This window comes from Candidatus Poriferisocius sp., assembly GCF_965208475.1.
Taxonomy (GTDB): Bacteria; Actinomycetota; Acidimicrobiia; order Acidimicrobiales; family Bin134; genus Poriferisocius.
On record NZ_OZ242338.1, the window covers coordinates 2,813,755 to 2,834,695 of the forward strand.

Sequence of the window (20,941 nt, forward strand, 5' to 3'; positions counted from 1 at the left end):
CAGCTAGGGGCTGCGCCACCCGGCTGGAGGCGGGCCTATCCACCCCTCCTGGACTGCCAAAGCCACCCCCTGGACTTGGTTGCGGACGCCGAGGCGCCCCCACATCGCCTCCAACTGCCGGTACATGCCCCTAGTCGACGTCGCATTGCGCCTAGCGAGCTCAACCACCGGCTCTTGGGCAGCCACAGAGATGATCCATTCCAGTTCACGGGCCGTCGGCACAACCCCCAATTGCCGCTGGCAACAGCGCTCCACCGCCTCGGCCGCCTCCCTCAGTCGGGCAACCCCCACCGGGTGAAGAAAACCGGCAAGCAACTCATACCGCAGAACCGCCGGAGGCACCGACCCTAACTCGTCGGCCCCCGCTCTGTAAGCAACCCCCCCAACCTCCGGCAACTCCCACAAGGCCTCTGAAGTGGAGCGCAGGAACTCCGCGACAATCCCCCAATCGGCTGCGACCCCATCTTCCGGCACAGCATCATCCATCAACCCCGCGCAATATGCACTCGCATCGGCGACGCCCTTGAGATATTCAGGACGCAGCGTTTGCGCGTAAACCAAGCAGGCACGCCGCTGAAACCCTATCCCCCAAGGCTTCCGAGACCCCCCGGGCTCATTCCCCAAGCGGTGGGCCTCCACCACGCACCCCGCGAAACGGGCAATCCTCACCGCAAACGACCTGACCGAACCCCAGTGCGCCCGGCTCAACTCCACCACTCCACCGTAACAGACCCTCCGTAAACAACTCCCCGCATGATATTTGTCGTTAACCCGGGTCTGTCAGTTTTTTTGTGTAACAGGTCGTGATGGTTTTCATTTGATGTGGTCGGCGATCCGGTCGCCGTAGTGGATGGTCAGTGTGTTCAGTATGGCTTTCCAGCCGTTGGTCTTGCCGGTGAGGTTGCTGCGGTTCTTTCGTTTGGTGGTGGCGACAAGGTAGAGGATTTTCATGGCGGCCTGCTCGTTGGGGAAGTGCCCTCGGTGGCGTACCGCTCGTCGGAACCTGGCGTTGAGGCTCTCTACGGCGTTGGTATCGGGTATGAAATCTGCGGCGTCTCGGGCGCTTGCTGCTTTGGCCGGTAGGGTCTGGGTTGCCGGGTTCGGGGTGCTGAGGAGGAACAGCTAGGGCAGGCCGTCCTTACACAGTGAGCTGCGAGCTCGTGTTAGTACTTGGCCGCCCCTGCGACTGGCCCGGCTGCGCTGTGAGCGCGAATCCGTTTTTGTCGTGTCCGCCCGGCGGTTCCTCATTGATGTCTGAGAGGAGCTGTCATATGCGGTGGATTGGGATGGACGTGCATCGTTCGTTTGCGCAGATCGCCGTCGTCGAAGCGGGGGTGTGCCGCGACGAGGGGAGGATCGGTGTGCGTCCGGAGGACCTGCGGGCTTGGGCGGAGGAGTTCTTGGAGCCTGGCGACGAGGTGGCTTTGGAGGCGACGACGAACTCGGACGCGATCGCGGTGATGCTGCGCGGGGTCGTGGCCCGGGTGGTGGTGTCGAACCCGCGCAAGACTCGGGCGATAGCGGAGGCGAAAGTCAAGACCGACAAGGTGGATGCCCGCATCCTTGCGCAGCTGTTGGCGGCGGATTTCTTGCCGGAGACGTGGGTGGCCGACGACCGGACCCGCCGCCGCCGGCGTCTGGTCGCCCAGCGGACAAATCTGGTGAAGCAGCGGACCAGGCTGAAGAACAGGGTGCATGCGATCCTGTCGCGGAACCTGGTGGCGACGTGCCCGCACTCTGATCTGTTCGGAAGCGCCGGCCGCCGCTGGCTCGCCGGCCAGGACCTGCCGGGCGACGAGCGGCGCAGCGTCGAGGCGCTCTTGCGCCAGATCGACTTCCATGGCGCAGAGCTCACCGAGGTTGAGCAGGACATCGCCGCCGACGCCCTGGATGATCCGGTGATCGCCCGGCTGATGACGGTGCCGGGGATCAACGTGACCGCGGCGATGTCGATTGTTGCCGCGGTCGGCGACTTCTCACGGTTCGAGTCGCCGGACCGCCTGGTGTCCTACCTCGGGTTGAACCCGAGGGTGTCCCAGTCGGGAAACAGCCCGGCCGCCCACGGGCGGATCACCAAAGCCGGACGCGGCCAGGCCCGAGGCATGCTGGTCGAGGCAGCGTTCTCCGCGGCGCGAGCCCCCGGGCCGCTGCGGGCGTTCCACCGGCGCATCCATCAGCGCCGCGGCTTCCAAATCGCCACCGTCGCCACCGCCCGAAAAATGGCGGTGCTGTGCTGGCACCTGGTCACCAAAGGCGAGGACTACGCGTTCGCCCGCCCCAGCCTGGTCGCGCACAAGCGCCGCGGCCTCGAGCTCGCCGCCGGATCCGAATCCCGCCGCGGGCCGACCGCCGGGCCGTCGCGGGACTACCACATCAAAGAGCTGCGAGACGCCGAGAAAGCCCTCGTCGAGCAACAAGAGCGGGCCTACGAGGTCCTCGTCTCCCACTGGCAGCCCCAAAAACCCGCACCCCCTGCTTGACAATTGCATCCGTGGTGTAGACCACCCGGCGCAGCTCGGCGGGGAACTCCAGGAACGGTGTGAACTCGTCCCAGCTGTTGCGCCAGGCTCGGATCATGGCCGGGTAGGTGTCCTCCCAGTCTTGGGCGAACGCCTCGAAGCGGGCCTCGGCGGCCCCGACGGTGGGGGCGGTGTAGATCTCCCGCATTGATCGGGTGATCGGCCCCCAGTGCGTCTTGGCCGCGTAGCGCAGGCTGTTGCGGACCATGTGCACCACGCAGGTCTGCACCGTCGCCTCGGGCCAGGTCATGCGGATCGACTCCGGCAGGCCCCTCAGCCCGTCGCAGCACACGATCAACGCGTCGGCCAGGCCCCGGTTGCGGAGCTCGCCCAGCATCGCCGCCCACTGTTTGGCGCCCTCGCCTCCCGATGGGCCCAGCCACAGGCCCAAAACGTCTCGCTCGCCGCCCAGATCCACGCCGATGGCGACATAGACGGGCCGGTTCGCGACCTGCGAGTCGCGGACCTTGACCACTATCGCGTCGATCAGCAGAACCGGGTACACCGCGTCGAGGGGCCGGTTCTGCCAAACGGCCATGTCGGAGACGATCTCGTCGGTGATCTTGGAGATCGTCTCCCGGCTCACCGACGTGTCGTAGATCTCTTCGAGGTGCGCCTGGATCTCGCCGGTGGTGAGCCCCTTCGCGTAGAGGCTGATCACGTTGCCCGACAGGCCGTCCAAGCGGCGCTTGTGCTTGGGCACCGCGACGGGCTCGAAAGTCCCCGCCCGGTCACGGGGCACCCGAAGGTCGATCTCGCCGATCTCGGTGGTGACCCGCTTGGGCGAAGAGCCGTTGCGCGAGTTCCCCGACCCGCGGCCCTCCGGAGCGTGGCGCTCATAGCCCAAATGGCCGGCCATCTCGACCTCCAACCCGGTCTGGAGGACCTGGCGTACCAGCCCCGTCAACAGCCCGCCGTCGCCGGTCAGCTCCACGCCCTCGGCGCGGGCACGCTCGACCAACAGCTCGGCCCAGTCCTGCATCGCCGCCTCACCGGCGGCCTCGTTCGCCGGCACAGCCGGCATATCCTGATCAGTCACAGACATGATCCTTCCCGGCCCGCAGCACCAAACCGCGGACCCTCAGATCACGCCCGATACACAAAATTCCTGACAGTCCCCCACCTGACCGCCGCCGCCCGCCACCCTCACATCGCAAGTGCTGCTAGCCTGCATCTCGGAGATGCCCCTCTCTGTGGAACCGATACGTGAACATCAACACACATCGTCCCACACCAGAGGGGCTTTTCCGCGGACGCGCACCCCCCAACACCACACCCCCCATGAACAATCAGGGTTAATAGTGAAGCTAAAGGTGCTGTGTCGGATCTATTTGTTGTTGGAAGAGTTGTTAACGTGACCGCGGGTAATGGCTATCCATGGCCTGACGGTCCTCAAGTTATCGGTCAGCCGCCTACTCGAAAGATATATGGCTCTACGCGTTGAAGCTGGGACGTCGGGTATCGAAGGTGTAACCGTCCGACCTCGAACTGGCCATGTCAGCCGTCATGCTTTTTCCAGCCGGGCGTAGGAGGCGAGCAGCACTTTGGAGCCGGCGGCAGAGAAGTTGACGGTGATCTCGGCGTCACCGCCCTCGCCCTTCACGTCGGTGACCACCCCGAGGCCGAAGTTGGCGTGGTTCACGTCGTCGCCCACGACCACCCGTGCCGGGTCGGGATCGGCCTCAACCGGGGTACGGGGTGCTTGGGCGGCATCTGCCAGACGGTCTCGACCGGCGAACGAGCCAGTGGAGCGATCGGCACCCCGGCTGGAACGAGACCGGGCTGAGCCGCTGCGGCTGTTGCCCCGGTTGTCCACCAACTTCTCGGGAATCTCCTCCAAGAACCGCGACGGCGGGTTGTACATCGGGGTGCCGTGAATTGTGCGGTGCCAGGCGTGGGTCAGGTACAGCCGCTGGCGGGCCCGGGTGATGCCCACGTAGGCCAGGCGGCGCTCCTCCTCCAGTTCGTCGGGCTCGGTGAGCGAGCGGAAGTGGGGGAACACGCCCTCCTCCATGCCGACCAAGAACACCACGGGGTACTCCAGCCCCTTGGCCGAGTGCAGGGTCATCAGCGTCAGCATGGAATCATCGGCCAAGTCATCAGTGTCCGAAACCAGGCTGACCTGCTCCAGGAAGTCGTTCATGTCATCGCACTCTGAGGCCGCGCTGATCAGCTCGTCGAGGTTCTCCAGCCTTCCCTGGGCCTGCACGCCGACGTCGGTCTCCCCGGCGGCCTCGACCTCCAGTTGGTCGAGATACCCGCTGGATTCGAGCATGTGCTCCAACACCGGGGCGGGGCCGCCGTCGAGCAAGCCGCGGGCGTCGTCAATCACCTTCAAGAATGCACCGATACCAGCCAGTGCCCTCCCTCTCACCCCGGCTTCGGATGCGTTCAGCAATGCATCCATCAACGTCAGGCCGTGATCCTCAGACCACGCCACCAGCTTGGCCACCGATCCGTCGCCCACCCCCCGCTTGGGCGAGTTGAGCGCCCGCCTCAGGCTGACCGCATCGCCGGGGTTGACCGCCACGCGCAGATAGGCCAGCGCGTCCTTGACCTCGCGGCGGTCGTAGAACCGGGTACCGCCTACCAGCTGATAGGGGATGCCGGCCTCTACCAACAACTCCTCCACCACCCGGCTTTGGGCGTTGGTACGGTAGAACACCGCCATCTCATCCCAGCGGTACTGCTCGTCGTCGTGTAGCCGGTATGCCTCCCGCACCACCCAGCGGGCCTCGTCGTACTCATCGGAGGCGCAATAGCGGACGATGGGCTCTCCATCGGACTGGTCAGACCACAGGTTCTTGGGCTTGCGGCCCAGGTTGTTGGCGATCACCGCGTTGGCCGCGCTCAGGATGCGCTGGGTGGAGCGATAGTTCTGCTCCAAAAGCACCACGGTGACATCCTCGAAGGCCCGCTCGAAGTCCAAGATGTTGCGGACATCGGCCCCTCGGAAGCGGTAGACCGACTGGTCGGCGTCGCCCACCACGAACACGTTGCGGTGCTCTTTGCCCAGCATCAGCACCAGCTCGTTCTGCACCCGGTTGGTGTCCTGGTACTCATCAACCAGGATGTGCTCGAAGCGGCCGCGGTAGCGATCGAGCACGTCGGGCGCCCGCTGGAAGAGCCCCACCGTGGCGCCCAGCAGGTCGTCGAAGTCCATGGCCCCGGCCCGGCGCAGGCGTTCCTGGTACTCCCCGTAAACCTCCCCGATCCGGCGCTCGAAGACAGTGGCGGCCCTGTCTTTGTATTGGGCCACGCCGATCATCTCGTTCTTGGCCGCACTGATGGCGGCATGGATCGACCGGGGCGGCATCTTCTTGGGATCTAGTTTGAAATCGTTGAGGATATAGCGGGTGAGCCTCACCGAGTCGGCCTGGTCGTAGATGGTGAAGCTGGAGGGGAAGCTGATCGCCTCATGCTCGTAGCGCAAGATGCGGGCGCAGGCGGAGTGGAAGGTGCTCACCCACATCTTGTCGGCCACCGGGCCCACCAGCGCCCCCACCCGGTGTTTCATCTCCTGGGCCGCCTTGTTGGTGAAGGTGATGGCCAAGATCCCGAACGGCGAAATGCCCTGGTGGTCGATGAGGTGGGCGATGCGGTGGGCGAGGACTCGGGTCTTGCCCGAGCCCGCCCCGGCGACCACCAAGATGGGGCCGCCGGGATGGGTGACCGCGTCGACCTGAACCGGGTTCAGCCCCTCGGTGAGCGTGGTCGACGGCATTGACTCACACTACCGATAGCCCGTGTCAGATTGAGAGTATGGTGCGCGGCGATGCGGGGGTTTCGATTCGGGGTGCAGGCTCGGACGCTGACCGATGCCCGGTTGGCAAACCACCGATTACCACCGCACCGGCATTCCCATGGACCGGCCCGGATTGCGGATCGAGCGGGTGGGCGAGGCAGTGGCCATCATCAAGGGGCTGCTGGCCGGCGAAACGGTGACGTTCTCCGGCCAGCACTACACCATTGACAGCCTGGAAGGGCTGCCCAAACCAGTGCGACCAGGAGGCCCGCCGCTCTTCGTGGCCGGAGGCTCTGAGCGGGTGACGGCAGGGGACTTGCCGAGGCGCTGGCCCCCGCTTTGGGGCTGAACGCCGACCAGGCCCTGGCCTCCCCCCACAGCATGATCGGGACGGTTGGCGAAGTAGTCGACAAACTGGTTCGCCAGCGGGAGGAACTGGGCATCAGCTACATCGGACTGTCAGCCGAATCCATGGAGGAGATGGCCCCCGTGGTGGCCCGGCTAGCGGGAACCTGACCGGCTTTCCTTTGTAGATGTCCGCATTGAGGCCATTAGCCCTGATTGTTCATGAGAATTGAATAGTCCCGGGTTTCGTGGGGGCTCTGTTCTTTGGGCGGGTGGGGTTTGTGTGTTTTCGTGTGGTTTCGGTGTTGGGGTTGGGGGGTTGGTGAATTCCTCTGGTGGTCGGGGGGTCTGGTGGGGGGTTTGGGGCGCGTCGGGTCGGGGTTTGGGGCCGGGGTCGGGGTGGGAGCGGGGCGTGGGGCTATGGGCCGTGGGGTTGGCAGGCGTGGAGGAGTTGGGGGGTTGTGGGCCACCAGTCGAGCAGGCGCAGGGTCCATTTGCGGGAGGAGCGGACGAGGCGGGCGGGTGCGTGCCATAGCTGCCATCTGAGGCGTTTGGGGGCTGCTTGGGCTAGGGGTCCGGTGAGGCGGAGTTGTTGGAACCATCTCACGAGAGCCAGGCTGAGCGCGACGAGCTGTGTCCAGGCGGCGTTGGCGTCGAAGTCGGTGAAGGGCATGCGTTTGAGGCCGGAGTCTTTGAGGTCTGAGATGGTGTTCTCAATGCGGGCGTGGCCTCTCATGTGGGCGTCGAGTTGGGCGGGGTCGCCTGCGGCGTCGGTGTAGAACCCGCGGTAGCGCCAGTTGCCGGAGTCGAACAGGGTGCGCTGCGCTCCGGGGTGCAGCGGCTCTCGGCGGGCGATGAAGCGGGTGCGCTCGGGCCAGCCGGCCAGATCGACGCTGCCGGTGAGGTCGGCGACCTGGGCCCGCCTCGAGGGCTCGCCGTCGGCGCCGAGCGCCGGCTGCCACTTCCCGGCGTCGAAGCGGACGCGGTCTATCGCCGCTGTGACCTCGAAGTTTGAGCGGGCTGTCATGAAGAACCCGATGTTGCGGTCCCGGCAGGCCTCGGCGATGCCGACAGAGCAGCCCGCCGCGTCGACCCGCAGGTGCACCTCCCCCAAGGGCGCATGCCCGTCGCCTGGGCGATGGCCCCTGGCGACGGCGGCGGGCAGCTGCGCGATGGCGGCGTCCATGACCTCTATGTGGTCCAAGATGTGGTTGGCCGCGGCGTTGCCCGCCCGCAGCTTTATCGACAAAGGCTCCCCCTCGTCTGTGGCGCACAGCATCGGGTGGAACCCGAACCCGCCCTTGAAGTGCGCAGCCGCTTGCTGCTTGTTCTCGGAGTGGACCTCCACCAAAGTCGAGTCGATGTCCAAAACCACCGGGCCCGCAGCGTCGCCGCGGCGCTCCCACACACCGGCCCGCACACCGGCCACCGCCCCCAACACAGCCTCTGTCGCGCCGGGGCCCAAACCGCGCAGCGTCCGGTACAGAGTCGAGTCAGAAGCCACCTCGCCGAACAGCACCGGCTGCGCCCGCAGATGCTCGATGTCGCTGCAAGCCTCACCGCCACCGGCCAACATCAACAACGAATGCGCCAGCACCTTGCCCCGGTCATGAACCGGCGCCCGCTCCCCGCCCCGGGGCACCGCCGCCGACAACGCCTCCCCCAGACCCAAACCATCGGCGAAACGCCCCAAAGCGAACAAACCCGAATGCGCCGCCACCTGACCGCCGCCGCCCGCCACCCTCACATCGCGCGTGCTGCTAACCTGCATCCCGGAGATGCCCCTCTCTGTGGAACCAAAACGTGCCTAACAACACACATCGTCCCACACCAGAGGGGCTTTTCCGCGGACGCGCACCCCCCAACACCACACCCCCATGAACAATCAGGGTTAGTGTTAATCCCCCTATGTCTGAGGCGGAGACCATCCTGGATTCCGAGACCGCCGAGGTTGAGCCGGAGCCTGGTGCGGTGCCTGACGCTGGCGTAGAAGAGCCAGCGGCTGAAACCGAGGCCGAACTACAAGAACCCGAACCCGAAGCCGCCGCCCAAGAACCCGAAGCCGAAGCCGCCGCCCAAGAACCCGAAGCCGAACCTGCCGCCCTGGAACCCGAACCCGAAGAGCTTGAGGCTGAGGAATCCGCCGCCGAAAAACCACAGACCGAACCCGTAGAGGCTGAGCTTGAGGCTGAGGAATCCGTCGTAGAAGAACAACAGGCCGAACCCGAGGCCGCAGTCCAAGAGCCCCAGCCACAAGCGCCTCCGGGGGATCCGGCACCGTCCACCGTAGATGGGCTGACCGGGGGAACCATCGTGTCCGGGACAGTCAAGTCCAAGGCCACTCACGAGGTAGAACTGGATTTGGGAGGCGGGCGGATCGGGGTGATCAGTCAGCGCTACTGGGGCGACAATCCGGCCGCCGACCTGACTCGGGAGTGCGTGCTAGGCGAGGTGGTCAACGCCGCCGTGCTGGTGCGGGAAGACCACAAGGGGCGCATAGTGTTGTCCCGGCTGTGGGCCATGCAGCAGATCGCCTGGGTGAACGTAGCCCGAGCGGCCGCGGCCAACGAGGCGGTCACCGGCACCATCACTGCGGTGGTAAAGGGCGGCCTGTCTTGCGATGTGGGAGTAAGAGGTTTCATCCCGTCGTCGCTGATCGATGTGGAGCCCGTGAAGGACCTTAAGGCGCTGGTCGGGCGGGAAGTGCAGTGCAAGGTGGTGGAGGCCGATCAGGTGTCGGGCCGCCTGGTGCTGTCCCGCAAGGCGGTTGTCCGGGCTGAGCAGCGCAAAGCGGCCAAAGCGTTCATGGAGACCATGTCGGCGGGCGACGAGTACACCGGCAAGGTGGTGGACCTTCAGGACTTCGGAGCTTTCGTGGACATCAACGGCGTTCGGGGCCTGGTCCACACCACCGAGATGGCCTGGAAGCGGGTGCAGCACCCCAGCGAGGTGGTGAGCGTGGGCGACGAGGTGCAGGTGCGGGTCAAGTCGATCCAAAAGCCCAAGCAGCGGGTGAACCTCACCATGAAACTCACCGCCGACCCGCTGACCGAACTCGAAGTGGGCGCGGTTATAACTGGCCGGGTGACCCGCCTGGTGGACTTCGGCGCCTTCGTGGCCGTCAACGACGGCGTCGAGGGCCTCGTCCACATCACCGAGATGGCCGAGTACCGCGTGTACCACCCCGAAGAGATCGTCCTCCCCGGCGAAGAAGTCTGGGTCAAAGTCCTATCCGTCGACCGCAAACGCCGCCGAGTGGACCTCTCCATATCCCAAGCCATCGCCGGCTAACCACCATCAGGTTCAGAGGCGATAGATGCGCCTAGGACGATGGGCCCAAGACGAATTGCGCCCTCTCTGTCCGAAGCATCTCGTAGGGATTGACGAATTTGACTCCGATCCCAATGCAAGCATTGGGAATCTTGATCCTCTTCAGTGATGGGCTAAACACTTCATGCGTCACCACTACACAGTCGTGTGCGTGGGCTTGGGCCACGAGGTAGTAGTCGGCAACTTGCAGAAACGTCGCGACCCCAGCAGGTTCGTAGCCTTGACCGTATGCCCAATTGCTCACAACGGTCAGGCTGGAGACCATTTCGGTGTCCGGGGGTAGAAAAAGCCCAGGCCTCTGCCTGGCCCATTCGGCAAGTTCGTCGTCAATCGCCTGGATTTCATCACCTACTCTCTCGATGCTGAAGACCCTGCCCGCAGCAGTCTCCCGATCAAGCCAGTCCCAGAATGCGGGGCAGAACTCGAATCCGTAGTGGAGGTTCTTCGCCTGGATGAAGACGTTGGCGTCGAGCAGGTACGTCGTCATACGACTCCGAGCCGCTCGCAGAGTTCATTGAATGTGGCTTTCTTCTTGAAACCGAGCATTTTGAAGGCCTCTGCATAGAGCGTCTGGCCCTCGAGAGTGCTAGCGATGACCGAACGAGCGAACAATTTGGAAACCCTGAAGGGCTGCGTGTTGTAAAAGTTGCCCCCACCGCCTCCTCCACCAATGAGGCCCATAATTCGATCGAGCTCAAGTCGATATGCATCTCGAAATTCGTTCCAATCAAGGTGCCCAGCCTCATGCACACGGCGCAACACCACGAGAGTGCTTGTCTTGAAGCGACGCGCTTGACGGTCGAGTTCATCAGTCAGGTCGGCATGGACGTCAAAGCCCGAACGCAACACCTCCAGAGGCACGAGGACTTCTGCGGCAACGCGGTTGCACCAGCGCTCCACCGCATTCGTCGTATGCGCTCCGAGATCGGCATCAGAAAGGGCGCTCTCACCAAGCCAGACATGGGCCAGCTCGTGGGCAAGAGTGAATATCTGCGCCGCCCTTGTGTCTGCTCCATTCACAAACACCAAAGGGGCCACCGAGTCGACGAGCGCGAATCCCCTGAACTCCTCGGGATTCAGCTTGCGATGGGTGTTGCTCCCCACCACACCGCTGACCATGACCAATACTCCAATTTTCTCGGCCTGATCCCTGAGGTAGGCAAACGCGTCAGCCCAACTTGATCCTCGCATTTCGACGTCAAAGGAGAGAGCAGCAGTGATCTCGTCACCAGCTTCGGCAGCTGGAACTGCAGTGGTCAACGAACCAACCTGGGAGACTTGGCCAAGCCCGATGCTGCGGGCGTAGTCGCGGTACCAGTCCTGTCGTTGCTGGCATTGGTAGATGGTGTCCAGGAGATCAGGACTCGGTCGAGCAACAGACCCATCGCCAATGGTTCGAAAGTCTGGGATGGGAATCTCTTCTTTTGGTGGAGTCGACAGGAAAAAGTAGCCAACCGGCGTGCGGGTCGCTCTCGCGAAATTCTCCAGTTGCTTCAAAGTGGGAGCCAGCTCACGTGCCTCCCATTTGGGTAGCTTGGGAAACTTGCTCGCAAGCTTGTCCGCGTCAAGGCCAGAGCGCTCACAGGCCCATGCCAACAAAGCAGGCTCAACATCGACCCGAACTGTCATGCCTATCCGTCCCCACTCACGATTGGGAGGGGGCGAGCGCACCATTCCCTTGCCCCGATCCTCACACGATATCTCTCAAACCTCGCTGCTCACTCTGTTTCGTGTAGAAATCAGAACGTGATCACGATCATCAATGGTGGGACGCAGGGGCTGGGTGAGGCGGTGGCTCGCAAGCTGGTTGGTGAGGGAAGATCGACGGGTCTGGTGCTGGCGGGACGGTCGGCGGATCGGGGGAAGGCGCTGGCTGACGAGCTTACTGAGTTGGGGACACCGTCGGTCGTCGTGGCGGCCGACATTGGGGAGCAGGATGCGCCAGCCCAGGTTGTCCAGACCTGTGTGGAGCGGTTTGGGGTGGTGAACGTGGCGGCGCTCACTACCCGGGCGACGCTGTTCGACGACACTCCGGAGCACGCCGACCGGCACCTTGCAGTAAATGTAAAGGGGCCGTACTTCCTTATTCAGGCTGCGGCCCGGGTGATGATCGAGGCCAGCACCGCCGGATCGATCGTAAACGTGGGGTCCACCAGCGGCCATGGGGGGCAGCCTCGGCTGACCGCCTATTCGATGTCCAAGGGGGCGCTGGCGGTCATGACCAAGAACCTGGCCTATGCCCTTATGCGCCACAACATCCGGGTCAACCAGGTGAACCCGGGCTGGATGGAAACCGAATCGGAACACCACACCCAGATGGCCCACGACGGAGCGCCGGAGAACTGGCTGGAGTTGGCCGCCCCCACTCGGCCGTTTGGCCGCCTGGTACAAACCTGGGAAGTGGCCAATGCCATCGCGTTTTGCCTGTCGCCGGAGTCGGGCCTTTTGACCGGCAACGTGATCGACATCGATCAAACCGTGCAGGGAGCAGGCGAGCCGCCTTTGCCCGGCAGCGAGGAAACTCCGCAGCTATAGGGCCTGGTGCCAACGGCTCAGGAAATCTCCTCGGCGAACAATCGAATATATTTCGTTTCTTGATTTAATTTGTGGAGTATTCTGCCGACGCCGATTTCTGAGAGGACGTGGACATGTCAGGAGCAGTCGGAGTACGCCACTGGTCGCACGTGATCATTCACCCAGTGGATGTCGATGCCTCGCTGGAGTTCTACACCAAGCTGCTGGGCTACGAAGTCCTCTCTGACGAGCGGATTTCCGGACCGGGCCTCGATGCAATCGTGGGCCGAGAGGGGGTCCAGGGGCGGGTCGTGGTCGGGCTGGTCGGGGGGCAGAAGGTGGAGTTCGTCTACCTGGGCGACACGGGGATGAGCGACCCTCAGGAGAACCAGCGCGGCTTGCAGGGATTCACCGTCCGGGTTGCCGACATCAACGAGGCGGCGGACGCCTGTGAGGCAAACGGTATCCCAATTGTCAGCGGCCCGTCGGAGATCAAGGGATTCTGGCAGTTCATGATCCTGGACCCCGACGGCGTGATGATCGAGATCTCCCAGACGCCCCCCGGCGTCGAAGTATCAGGACCGTTGTCGTGAGCAATCAAACTCAGCAAGCGTCCAGCCCGGTTGCGCTGGTTACCGGCGCGAGCCGGGGAATCGGCCGGGCCACCGCGCTGGCCTTGGCCGATGCGGGCTTCGACGTGGCCATCACTGCCCGAACGGTGCGGGAGGGTGAGGGGATAGTCGCCCAGCCGACCACAGATGCAGGCGGCGACGTGGCCGTGCCCGGGAGCTTGGACACCACAGCCGCGGAGATCACCGAGCGAGGCCAGCGGGTCCTGCCGATCACCATGGATCTCCTCTCAGCGGAGTCGGTGCGTGCCGCGGCCGATACAGCCCTCAGCGAATGGGGTCGGGTCGACGTGCTGGTGAACAACGCCATCTGGAGCGGCCCCGGCCTCCTCGATCCGGTTGGCGTGCTGGATCTCGAAGCCCTGGACACTGCCTTCACTGCCAATGTGCTGCGCCAGGTGCTTCTCACCCAGCTCATCCTGCCGTCGATGGTCGAACGGGGATCGGGGCTTATCTTGAATCTCACCTCGTCGGCCGGCCAGGTCGACGATCCACCCTATGAGGTGGTCAAGATGAAGATGCTCGGCTACGCCCACTGCGCCTCCAAGGGGGCGTTTCACCGCATGGCACCGCTGATCCAGGCCGAGCACGAGCTCGACGGAATCACCGCCATCAACATCGACCCCGGCTTCACCTGGACTGAGAGCATGGCCGCGCTCGACCTGCACAATTTCGGCGGCGCACCGCCCGAGGCAACCGGAACGGTAATCGCCTGGCTGACCGAGGACCCCGAGCGAACAGCCGAATGGCGGGGGCGCACCCTCAGCTCATTGGAGTTGTGTGCTCAACTCGGCTTGGTCGAGGGCTGGCCACCCGAGGGCAGCCAGTGAGAGACAATCGCATGAGATTCCAACACGACGAGGAGGGCCGGCAGGTTGGACGAATCTGAGAACTCTTCAGCCACAGAAATCCCGCCGACGATTCATCTTCGGAGCCTTCTGCCGAGCCTGACGCCGAAGCTGGCGGTTGTGGCCGAAGAAATCCTGGCTGATCCGGCAGTGATTGTCCGCCTGTCGGTGTCGGAGCTGGCCCAGCGCACGGGAACCTCGATGTCGACCATCGTGCGACTGTGCCAAGAACTCGGACTTCAGGGATTTCAGGATCTGAAGCTCAAGCTGGCTGCCGAAGGAACGGCAACCGGTTATGACGGCCCGACACAGGGTGACGACCGCGAGTCGATTCTGTCCAAGGTTCTGTCTTCAACTGTCGACGCCATCGGCCACACTCAGCACACGCTGGACAAGGCCAGCTTCAACCAGGTGGCCGAACACCTCCTGAGCGCTCGCTCGATCATCTTCTTGGGTGCGGGGGCCAGCGCAGCAGTGGCATTCGACGCCGCCTTTCGGTTCCGTACGCTGGGAGTCCGAGCCGAATTCCACTCCGACTCCCACATGCAGCTCACCGCAGCCCGATTCCTCCGGCCGGGAGACGTCGCGATGGCCATCAGCCACTCGGGGTCCACCCGTGAGACCCTTACCGCAATCGAGGCAGCTTCCAGCGGAGGCGCACATTCAGCCGCCATCACGACGTTTGCCCGATCTCCGCTGGCCGAATCGGTTGACCACGTCTTGCTGGCCGGGGGCACCGAGTCGGAGTTCCGAATCGCCGCGGTCTCCAGCCGACTGGCCCACCTGGCGGTAATCGATGCGCTGTTCGTGGCCGTGGCCAGCTTGCGACCGGAACGGGCTCGGGCCGCCCAAGAGCTGTGGAGCGAGATGATCGCCAAACATCGACTCAGCCCCCCGTGGGCAACCCGCAGAGAGCCAGGCGGCTGATTCACGGCTGTAGCAGGTGTTGCCTTAGAGCGTCGACCTCGGCTGGGGTCAGCGATAGTTGATCACGGGCATAGGCGTCTATTCCCCCGAATTCGCGGTCGATGATGTCGAGCGAACTCTCAACGTAGACCGGCTTCGCCAACCCCAATGCCAGAAGGACATGGCGCGACTCCTCGGGGTATTCCGCCAGTCGGAGTTGAAACGTGCTCGACTGTTCGACCAGCCGATCGTTGGTCAGCATGTAGTCGGCGACGATCTGGTCACGGCCCACTCCCAACAGCGACAGGATGACCGCGGCCGCAACGCCGGTTCGGTCTTTGCCCCCCGCGCAGTGGAAGAGCACGGGGGACTGCTCGATGATCGAGCGGATCAGCGTGGCGAACACCGGGCCACCGGTCTCGGTGGTGTGCCGATAGGAGTCGAGGAGGATCTCGTGGGCATTCTTCGGGGTCAGCTCGCCGCCAACCAGAAGCTCCATGATCTCCGCGGCCGTCCTTTCCCCCGGGGGGAACGGTGCGGGCACGACCTCCGCACCGCGGGGAACCCGAGACGGCCGGGCTTCGACCTCATCGGGGTTGCGGAAATCCACAATCGTGCGGACTGAGCGCTCTTCCATCTCGGCCAGATCGACTGCGCTGAGGTCAGCGAGGTCATCAGATCGGTAGACGAGACCGAACTGCACCTGCTTTCCGGCGACTGTGGTCACCCCACCGAGATCTCGCACATTGAGAGCGCCGTCAAACCGGAGAACCCGGCGGAGGTAGTGAGGCGTCTGCTCTTCGACACCATCGGTATTGTCGTGTGCCGGCTGCATCGTCCTCACTGGTTTCCAAGGTCGGATCGGGCAATGGCCCGGTCATCGGTTCCCAGATAGCTGGCCACCACGAGGGGGTCAGAGCGAACCTGGTCTGGGCTTCCCTCAGCGATGACCTGCCCCGCCTCCAAGCAGTAAACGTGGTCGCTCACGCTCATGATCAGCGGCATGTCGTGCTCGATGATCAGCATCGATGATCCGAGCTCGCGATTGATGCTCACCAACAGCGGGCCGAAGGCCTCGGCTTCTCGCTGGGCTACCCCTGCGGTGGGCTCGTCCAGGCACAGGAGGTGGGCGTCGAGAGCGAGAAGGCCGCCGATCTCGACTATCCGCCGCGTTCCGGTGGAAAGGTCGCCCACGTAGGAATCGCCGTATCGGCCCAAGCCGAGGAAGTCGATTATCTCATCAGCGGCCTTTCTCTGCGCCCGGGAGATCCTGTTCGAGGGCGGCAGGCCCGCCGCGGTGGCGAGGATCGGCGTTCGCTCCCGGGCCTCAAGAGCCACTTGCACCGTCTCGCGCACGGTGAGCTCGGGAAACAGCGTCGCCCCCTGGAACGTCCGGCCCAAGCCGAGCCTGGCCCGGCGATGGGGGGAGAGCCGGCTGATCTCCGTTCCATTGAGCCGCACGGAGCCGCCGGCCGAGACGAACCCCCCGACGGCGTTCATGAACGTCGACTTGCCCGCGCCGTTGGTGCCGATGAGCCCGACGATGCGATTGTGGGGAATCGACAGCGATGCGCCGCTCAAGGCCTGGTTTCCGCCGAACGCCACGCTCAGGTTGTCGGTTTTGAGTACCGCAGGCCCAGTGTCGGAGCGGACGCGATGCGATGTCGGCAGCCGTATCGAGCCCCGGGCCCCTTTGGGCGGGGTCGACAAGCCGTAGCGATTCTCCGCCCATCCCAGCGCCGATTGCCTCCACGAATAGAGGATCTGAGCGAATCCGCCGGGGAAGTACATCACCACCAGCAGAAGCCCGATGCTGGAGGTGAACAGGGCCACCACGCTGCTGTCGTCGAACAGGGACGGGAGGCCCTCGATCCAAAGAGCGCCGAGCACCGGTCCGATGATCGTTCCGAGACCGCCGATAACCACGATGCCGACCAGCCGTATGGAGTCGTCCACCGTGAAGAACCGCTCCGATAGCGGGACGCTTTGGACCAATCCAGCGAGCACCGCCCCGCCGAGGCCGACGATGCCGCCCGCCAAAGCGAAGGCCGACAGCTTCATGCGAGTGGAGCTGACGGTGTAGGCCGACGCGGCGTCGACGTTGTCTCGAACCGCTATCGCCCCCCGGCCCACACCTGATCGGCGAAGCCGCGACAAGACGAATAGGACAACAGCCAACAGGGCCAGGCAGAAGTAGTAGTAGTTGCGCTGGCTGGACAGATCGATGCCGAGCAAGTCGCCGCGCAGAAACGGGACTGTCCGGGCGTTGCCGTCGTTGAAAATCGGCCGCCGGAAGATGTAGAGCGACGCGGCCAAGGCCAGCACAAGGGTGGTGACCGCCAGCATGAGTCCTTGCACCCGAAGGGCGCCCACTCCCACCACCACAGCCAGCAGGGCGATTGCCGCCGGCGCGATGAACACGGCCAGCCCAAACGGTATGGGGGCGGCGTGAAAATCAATGAACCAGAAGTCCATCTCGAGGCCGCGGGTCAACGCGGCGGCAATCAGCGCGCCGATCCCGGCAAAGCTCATCTGGGCTAGCGAGACTTGGCCCGACCAACCGGTGATGACGGTGAGCGAGCTGGCGCACAACGCGAAGGCGAGAACCGACGCGTAGGCCAGATTCCGGCTCGGCTGAGCAACGATGAGCGGCAACAAGATCAACGCCAGGAGCCCGACGCCGAATCCGATCCGGTTCATATGGCGAATCCACCAGATCTGGCGGAGGTGGTCGGGTATCGGGGGGATCTTGGGGGTGAACGAGAACGACTCGCCCGACAGTTTCTGGCTTCGCTGCATGGCTACCGCACCCAGCACGGCAATCAGCAGCAGGAAATCGAACAGGCCCGGTTGATCTAGGAAATTGAACTGAATCGTAAACTCGATGACCCCGAGATAGATGCCGGCGGCCATGGCCCGGGGAAACGAGGCCATCCCCGCCACTGCGGCGGCAACCAGAGCCCGAGCCAGCGTCGAAGGGCCGAGCCCGCCAAGGCCTGACACGCTGCCGCTCTGCCCCGACAGCAAGACGATGGCAATCGTGGAGATGAGCCCGGCGATCACCCACACGAACGTTGAGACGACTTTCGGCTTGACGCCCGCCAGCCGGGAGAGGTCGGCATCCTCGGCCGCGGCGGCCACGTTCTTGCCGAACCATGTGCGGTTGAGAATCACATAGAGACCGAGGGCGACGAGCGGGACCGCGACGAGGATGGTGAGCTGAGTCCCGGAAATGCGAATCCCCTTGGGCTCTCCCCCGCCCGAGACCAGCGCGAGCACCCCAAAGGTCAGCGCCAGCCCGAGCACCCATGTGCCCAGCCAAATGTTTCGCCGTCTGGTGCGGGCTTGCGGGGGGCGAAGTGCCAGCAATCCCCAGCCGACTGCGGCGATCACCGCCGGGGCGACCAGCACCGTCCAGAGCTGTACCTCGCTCACCCCCAGTCCTTCAAAGGGTCGCCAACTGGCCGACGTGACCACCGGATACCGCCGTACGCCTTTGACGTTGATTTCTGGGTACGTGAGGGGGATCACCTGGCAGAGCTGGGCGACACCCACTGTGGCCACCAGCAAGATGACCCTGGGCGATCGGAAGAGCCGCCGGATGACGGTGAGCTCGACGATGCCCCCGAATACCGCGCCCATCACCAGAACCAAAGCGACGGCCACCCAAAACGGGAAGTTGTATTGGAGCACCAGCAACGGCAACAGCACCCCGCCGATCAGGCCCATATTCCCCACTGCGAAGTTGATCACCTTCGTCGACCGGAACGTGAGCACGATTCCCATCGCCAACAGGCCTATGACGATGCCCGTAACCGCGCCGTTGAACATCACCTGGGGATTGATTCGGCTTACAGCGAGTACAGCCGGGAACATCGCTAGCCGCCTTCTTCTCCTAGGAAGACTGCTCGGACGATGTCGTCGCGCTCGGCCAAATCAGCGGTAAGCCCTTCGAACCGCACCTCGCCCTTCTCCAGGAAGACGGCTCGCTCAGCGATAGACAGCGCCACGTTCAACGATTGCTCGACGATGATCATGGTCTGGCCAGCCGCTTTCAAGGACTCGACGAGCTCGAGAAGCTCGGCCACTACCCCTGGCGCCAACCCGAGCGACAGCTCGTCGATTAGCAGGATTTCGGGCTTGTGGAGCATGACCCGGGCCAAGGCGAGCATCTGCTGCTGCCCCCCGGACAGATCGCCGGCCAACTCCTGCTGCCGGTCCTTCAGCATGGGGAACAGGTCGAAGACGTAGTCCAGCCTCTGGTCCAGGGCGGCGCGATCCTGGCGGTAGCGGCCGGCGCCGACCAGGATGTTGTCGGCAATCGTCATCGACCTGAACACCCCGCCGCCGCCGGGAAGCATCTGGACGCCCATGGCGACGCGCTGCTCGGGAGTGGCGAAGGTGATGGTACGGCCGTTGAGACGGACGATCCCCCGCTCGGGCGTGTGCAAGCCGGTAACGATCTTGAGGGCAGTCGACTTTCCCGCCCCATTGGTCCCGAGCAGGGCCAGCGTTTCGCCCTTTTCCACCTCGAAGCTGAGATCGAACAGAACCTGCACTTGGCCGTAGCTGAAGTCGATGTTGTGGAGTTGCAGCGCGGGAACGCTCGCCCCTGCCTCGGCACGCCGCTGCTGCTCTTCTTCCTCCTCTTTGAGCTCGGCGACCACCAGCGACAGGTCACGGCGCATCCGGCTCGACCCCCGCATGATGTAGAAGGCCCCTAGGGGCATGGCGATCAAGGTGATGGTGATGATCGTGGACCGCTCTCCGATCTCGTCTTGGAGGACCGAGGCGAGCAGCCCACCGCCCACCGCGCCGATGGCGAACATGAAGAACAAGATGATGGCCATCCCCATTCCTCGCAAGCGGTAGGGAAGGACTGTTTGGACGGCGGGTCCGATCATCGAGAACGCGGCTCCGAGGAGCGTCCCATTCACCACCGACATTGCCACGAATAGGTAGACGTTGGGCATGAAGTACTGGATCGGCACCGTCACCGCCAGCGGGAACAGCAAGGCGCCGAGGATGCGGAGAGCCCGATTGGGATCCCGCTTGAACGTCTGGTCGAACCGCTTGCCGATGAAGGGCAGAAAGAGCAACAGGCCGAAGGCGGTTGGCGAGGTGGCCATCCCCCGTTCCAGCGCGTCCAAGCCGAATTCCTCTTCAAGGAAGAAGCTCTCAATCGACCCGGCGGGGAAGAGCGCGAACCCGAGGGCGGCCAGCGCGATGGTCATGTATCGGATGGTGTCGATGCGCCAGATACGGGCATAGGCGGCTTCGACGGAGATCTCCATGTCGTCCTCGGCGTCGAGCCCTTTGCCGAGGACCTCGCGCTTCTCCCACTGGCCGCGCTCGGGTTCGGGGAGGCGCAGGGCGTAGAACCCCATAACCGCGATCGGGATACTGAAGATCAGGTAGGCCCATCGCCAACCCTCATCACCCCCCGCGACAGTGGCCACCGCACCGACCAGGATTGGGCTGATCGTCCCGGCGACGCGCGAAATGCTCTTCTCCAGGGCGTACATGCGGCCCCGGATGGCAATCGGATAGGCGTCGGCCAGCAGCGCGGGGTGAATGGTGAGGCTGTTGGCCTTGGCAATGCCGGCGCCGAAGCGCAGCCAGAACAACATGAAGGCGCTCACCGCCAGGCCGGTGGCAAAGGAGAAGAAAGAAAAGAAGATGGTGGCGATGGCCACAATGGGGGTTCGGCGCATGCGGTCGGCCAGCCAGCCCATGGGGGCGGCGCCGAGCACCAAGAAGGCCGCTGACGCTACCGAGATGAAGGTGATGGTCCCGTCGGAGACGCCGAAGGTATTGGCGATGTCGGGGCCCAATACGTTGAGAGCGGCACCCTCCAGCTCGTCGAAGGCCTCGATGGCGGCAAGGGTGCCGAACGTGATCATCCCGCCCCGGCGAAGGCCGTCTCGCAGGTTCATCTCCTCGGCGCCAACGCCGGGCAGCACAGCGTCCTCGTAGACCACATCGCGCCTAGCGGCTTCAGCGGCCTGGGTCCGGGCCTCCTCGTTGTCGAGGATGGTGGAGCTCAGCGCGGAGGCGGCACCCTGACTCGGGCCTTCGGCAGTCTCCATGTCACTGGCCACGTCA

At 64.2% G+C, this 20,941-nt stretch carries 16 protein-coding genes and 2 pseudogenes; 8 read left to right on the plus strand and 10 right to left on the minus strand.

All coding sequences use genetic code 11. The annotated features are described in order from the left end of the window. Window positions 1–3 precede the first annotated feature (3 nt). Together ACOGXA_RS13090 and ACOGXA_RS13095 are read right to left on the minus strand one after the other, a co-directional pair. Entirely contained in the window at window positions 4–474 is a 471-nt protein-coding gene (locus ACOGXA_RS13090; RefSeq protein WP_419924309.1) for a hypothetical protein, read from the minus strand. A gap of 339 nt (window positions 475–813) precedes the next feature. Next, a pseudogene (locus ACOGXA_RS13095) lies at window positions 814–1,032 on the minus strand (transposase); the annotation flags it as partial. Between the two features lie 254 nt (window positions 1,033–1,286). Between ACOGXA_RS13095 and ACOGXA_RS13100 the strand changes: the two are divergent. Continuing rightward, window positions 1,287–2,480 carry an IS110 family transposase gene (locus ACOGXA_RS13100; RefSeq protein WP_419926946.1) on the plus strand — a complete coding sequence of 398 codons (1,194 nt, stop codon included), beginning with the start codon at window positions 1,287–1,289 and terminating at the stop codon, window positions 2,478–2,480. Here ACOGXA_RS13100 and ACOGXA_RS13105 read toward each other — a convergent pair. Next, window positions 2,434–3,543 (minus strand): annotated as a pseudogene (locus ACOGXA_RS13105) (IS256 family transposase); the annotation flags it as partial. The gene ACOGXA_RS13100 and the pseudogene ACOGXA_RS13105 sit on opposite strands and share 47 nt — an antisense overlap. 480 nt (window positions 3,544–4,023) lie before the next feature. Then, a complete protein-coding gene (locus tag ACOGXA_RS13110) occupies window positions 4,024–6,243 on the minus strand; it encodes a UvrD-helicase domain-containing protein (RefSeq protein ID WP_419924310.1) in 2,220 nt (739 codons plus the stop codon). Between the two features lie 94 nt (window positions 6,244–6,337). Here ACOGXA_RS13110 and ACOGXA_RS13115 point away from each other — a divergent pair, with 94 nt between their 5' ends. Together ACOGXA_RS13115 and ACOGXA_RS13120 are read left to right on the plus strand one after the other, a co-directional pair. After that, complete coding sequence (locus ACOGXA_RS13115; protein WP_419924311.1) at window positions 6,338–6,613, plus strand: LLM class flavin-dependent oxidoreductase; 276 nt, start codon at window positions 6,338–6,340, stop codon at window positions 6,611–6,613. Further along, the gene (locus ACOGXA_RS13120; protein WP_419924312.1) at window positions 6,604–6,780 is read left to right on the plus strand and encodes a hypothetical protein; all 177 of its coding nucleotides are present in this window, start codon (window positions 6,604–6,606) and stop codon (window positions 6,778–6,780) included. The genes ACOGXA_RS13115 and ACOGXA_RS13120 overlap by 10 nt, the downstream gene beginning before the upstream one ends. A 247-nt stretch (window positions 6,781–7,027) precedes the next feature. Here ACOGXA_RS13120 and ACOGXA_RS13125 read toward each other — a convergent pair whose 3' ends face one another. Beyond that, entirely contained in the window at window positions 7,028–8,380 is a 1,353-nt protein-coding gene (locus ACOGXA_RS13125) for an IS1380 family transposase (protein WP_419924313.1), read from the minus strand. A 137-nt stretch (window positions 8,381–8,517) separates the two neighbouring features. On the opposite strand from ACOGXA_RS13125, the gene ACOGXA_RS13130 reads away from it, so the two are divergent. Next, the gene (locus ACOGXA_RS13130; RefSeq protein WP_419924314.1) at window positions 8,518–9,900 is read left to right on the plus strand and encodes a 30S ribosomal protein S1; all 1,383 of its coding nucleotides are present in this window, start codon (window positions 8,518–8,520) and stop codon (window positions 9,898–9,900) included. Window positions 9,901–9,931: 31 nt separating this feature from the next. Here the strand turns inward: ACOGXA_RS13130 and ACOGXA_RS13135 are convergent, their stop codons facing one another. Both ACOGXA_RS13135 and ACOGXA_RS13140 read right to left on the minus strand, forming a co-directional pair. Continuing rightward, window positions 9,932–10,426, minus strand: a complete 495-nt coding sequence (locus tag ACOGXA_RS13135) for a DUF4411 family protein (protein WP_419924315.1) — start codon at window positions 10,424–10,426, stop codon at window positions 9,932–9,934. After that, window positions 10,423–11,568, minus strand: a complete 1,146-nt coding sequence (locus ACOGXA_RS13140; protein ID WP_419924316.1) for an ImmA/IrrE family metallo-endopeptidase — start codon at window positions 11,566–11,568, stop codon at window positions 10,423–10,425. Before ACOGXA_RS13140 ends, ACOGXA_RS13135 begins: the two co-directional genes overlap by 4 nt. Window positions 11,569–11,685: 117 nt before the next feature. Here ACOGXA_RS13140 and ACOGXA_RS13145 point away from each other — a divergent pair, with 117 nt between their 5' ends. From ACOGXA_RS13145 to ACOGXA_RS13160, 4 genes are all read left to right on the plus strand, one after another. Next, entirely contained in the window at window positions 11,686–12,474 is a 789-nt protein-coding gene (locus tag ACOGXA_RS13145; protein ID WP_419924317.1) for an SDR family oxidoreductase, read from the plus strand. A 113-nt stretch (window positions 12,475–12,587) separates the two neighbouring features. Then, window positions 12,588–13,046, plus strand: a complete 459-nt coding sequence (locus ACOGXA_RS13150; RefSeq protein WP_419924318.1) for a VOC family protein — start codon at window positions 12,588–12,590, stop codon at window positions 13,044–13,046. After that, entirely contained in the window at window positions 13,043–13,912 is an 870-nt protein-coding gene (locus ACOGXA_RS13155) for an SDR family NAD(P)-dependent oxidoreductase (RefSeq protein ID WP_419924319.1), read from the plus strand. Before ACOGXA_RS13150 ends, ACOGXA_RS13155 begins: the two co-directional genes overlap by 4 nt. A gap of 45 nt (window positions 13,913–13,957) precedes the next feature. Beyond that, a complete protein-coding gene (locus ACOGXA_RS13160; RefSeq protein ID WP_419924320.1) occupies window positions 13,958–14,857 on the plus strand; it encodes a MurR/RpiR family transcriptional regulator in 900 nt (299 codons plus the stop codon). Between the two features lies 1 nt (window position 14,858). On the opposite strand, the gene ACOGXA_RS13165 is transcribed toward ACOGXA_RS13160, so the two are convergent. Genes ACOGXA_RS13165 through ACOGXA_RS13175 form a run of 3 tightly spaced genes read right to left on the minus strand, consistent with a single transcriptional unit; the run spans window position 14,859 to window position 20,937 of the window. After that, a complete protein-coding gene (locus ACOGXA_RS13165; protein WP_419924321.1) occupies window positions 14,859–15,671 on the minus strand; it encodes a tyrosine-protein phosphatase in 813 nt (270 codons plus the stop codon). Window positions 15,672–15,676: 5 nt separating this feature from the next. Further along, the gene (locus ACOGXA_RS13170; protein ID WP_419924322.1) at window positions 15,677–18,712 is read right to left on the minus strand and encodes an ABC transporter permease subunit; all 3,036 of its coding nucleotides are present in this window, start codon (window positions 18,710–18,712) and stop codon (window positions 15,677–15,679) included. A 2-nt stretch (window positions 18,713–18,714) separates the two neighbouring features. After that, window positions 18,715–20,937 carry an MFS transporter gene (locus ACOGXA_RS13175; protein WP_419924323.1) on the minus strand — a complete coding sequence of 741 codons (2,223 nt, stop codon included), beginning with the start codon at window positions 20,935–20,937 and terminating at the stop codon, window positions 18,715–18,717. Window positions 20,938–20,941 lie beyond the last annotated feature (4 nt).